Below are 2,524 nucleotides of genomic sequence, written 5' to 3' on the forward strand. Positions count from 1 at the left end.
TCATAGCCACTTTCTCTGTCTGATCCTGCATGATTTCCAATTGATCGCAGATTTGCCGCGATAGATCGTGGGCTTCGGTCAATTCATCATACCAGTTTTTCAGTTGGTCGCGTCTATCTGAAATGTATGTCAGTTCAATGGATAGCTGTCTGGCTTCCTCATCGGCTTGGCCATACTTTGTATTTACCTCTTTAAGTTCTTCAGTCCAGCTGTCGTAACAGCAGTCGCCCCCCCGGGGATCATTGGGGTCTTCCTTGTCACAGCACTCCCTTATTTTATCCTTCCAGGGAGTTTCTTTTACATTTTCGCAGGTATGTTTGGTAATCATTTAACCGGATTCTTGATTGGTTTATATTAATTGCTTCCCTATTCGGCCGAATATTGCTCATTTTCTGATTCTTCATCTCGGCAGAAGGTGGTTTTCACATCATCGCAGATACTGCAAATCTGATCTTCGCATTCCTGCAGGCGGGGATCACAGATACAATCCTCGTCCACACAATCGCAATTCGGACAGCAGAGGAAATCAAGACTTTCCAATGCGCCCTCGAAGTCACTTCGATCGTTATATTTATCAAACGTCGCCCTGGTCGATTCCTGTACGCACTCGACCAGTGCTTCCCGGGCCTTTTTCAAATCATTTTCCCTTGTTTTGGCCGTTTCCTGCATATGACTTGCAAATTTCCCCGAATTATCAGAGAGTGTCTGCTGCAGGGGATCGAGCGTGCCTAAATTGGAGAATACCTGGATACCAACTACATCCGATGCTGATTTAAAAATAGAGTCAATATCGGAAGTTAATGCCTTGGGCATGCAGATTAGATCATCGAGCAAATTGCTGACCTCTTTGCATTCCTCGGGTCGTTTTTTCTCTGAACGGCCCCTGCTTTCTCCGTTATCCTTTTCCTGCATTTCGCCCGTTAGCGCAATTAACTGCGAGCTGTTGCAGCTATCGTCTAAGCAGTTTTCCAGCTTACAGGCCGCTTCCCGCAAATCATTCATTTTAGTTTTAATATCCTTGGCAGATTTAGAAATACGCTTGAGATTGGCCGAAAGCTCGCTGCCCCAATCAATATAATTGGCCACGTTATTACTAATCAGCTCAGTTGACTGCACCAGCTCGGTTCCCACCCGTATTTCGGTGTTTCGGTATCGCTGGTAATTATCCTCCGTCCACAGAAACATACATTTTTTTCGTTCACAGAGGTTTAATTGTCCGTCGCTGGTTTTTTCATTTTTGCTTACCTCACCGGCAGCTTCGTACAGCCAGTCGCAATATTTCCACCGCTCGACATTAATAGCCCGTTGCGTAGCGGTATCATTCTCAACACAACCATTGTCATCGTTATTGTGTTGCCGTATTCCGGTTTTTGAAGACGTTATTGCCATTGGTACTCCATTTTATGAGTTAGAAAAATTAGGTCTCCTGCAACATCTTATGCATGAAGCGAAGAATAATGAACTCGGCGGGACGAACGACAGCCATACCGATTTCAACGATCATGCGGCCTTCCCACACATCCACTTCGGTCATTGTTTCACCCAGCCCCACTTTTACAAAATAGGCCTCCCGTTCGGTCGTCCCCATCAGCGCCCCGGCTTTCCACTGCTGGGCCAGGTAGTTTTCAATCATGGATTTCACCCGGATCCAGGTATTCTGGTCGTTAGGTTCAAAAACAAACTGCTCTGTAGCATTCTTGGTGGATTCTTCCACCATATTGAAAAACCTGCGAACCGAGATATACCTCCATTCATTGTCATTACCCGCCAGTGTGCGTGCTCCCCAGATGATGGCCGGCCCACGGCCCCGGAACGAACGAATCACATTGATGGATTTGCCACCTGTCGTATCTACATTCAGGCTTTCCTGCGCTTTATGGGTGATTAATTTTTCGGGGCGCACGGCATAGTCAATACCTACATTAGCCGGAGCCTTCCACACTCCCCGGGAATTATCCACTTCGGCATATTTACCTACCACCGCCGCAGAAGGGGGCAGCAACATTTCAATATCGTTAATCGCTGCTTTCGCTGAGAAATAGTAGGCGTTGTTTTTCGACTTAAGCTCGGACAGAGAACCATTCAGGGAACTGTCGCCAATGCCCACTATCTCAACAGTGTCTTCGTCGTCATAGGGGTAATCGAGGCGTGTAAATATTCGAGGATAGTAAGCCGCACCATACTTGGCGGTATCAGTCGCACCAAAATCAAAATCGCGAAGCACCTGTATGTTATCAACGGTCTCATCAGGATCTACCCAGACATCCATGACAACAAACCGGTCTTTCAGGTCGGCCGCCTGATCCAGCGCTTCTTTCTGCAGGGCATAGTAGTTTCCCGCGCTGGTCGTATTGAGTCCATCCGGAAAAAGAATCAGTGTTACCTCATCGATTTTAGCGACTTCATCCAACCCGGTCTGCAGGGCGGTCTGGTCAATACCCCCCCCACCACTGTAATCTCCCACCGAAACAATGTAGCAGGGTCCCCCGCCATTGATAAAAAACATTTGCAGGGAATGATACAT

At 47.3% G+C, this 2,524-nt stretch carries 3 protein-coding genes; all 3 read right to left on the minus strand.

Features of this window, described 5'->3' with window-relative positions; genetic code table 11:
• Positions 1-328 (minus strand): hypothetical protein (locus ACESLU_RS14155; protein ID WP_372639282.1); only part of this gene is annotated, 328 nt, incomplete at its 3' end.
• Between the two features lie 38 nt (positions 329-366).
• On the minus strand, positions 367-1,389 hold the full coding sequence (locus ACESLU_RS14160) for a hypothetical protein (protein WP_372639283.1): 1,023 nt from the start codon (positions 1,387-1,389) through the stop codon (positions 367-369).
• Between the two features lie 28 nt (positions 1,390-1,417).
• Positions 1,418-2,524, minus strand: a 1,107-nt coding sequence (locus ACESLU_RS14165) for a phage tail sheath family protein (protein ID WP_372639284.1), incomplete at its 5' end; no start/stop codon positions are given.

The sequence above is a fragment of the Fodinibius sp. genome (assembly GCF_041642155.1).
GTDB lineage: Bacteria > Bacteroidota > Rhodothermia > Balneolales > Balneolaceae > Fodinibius.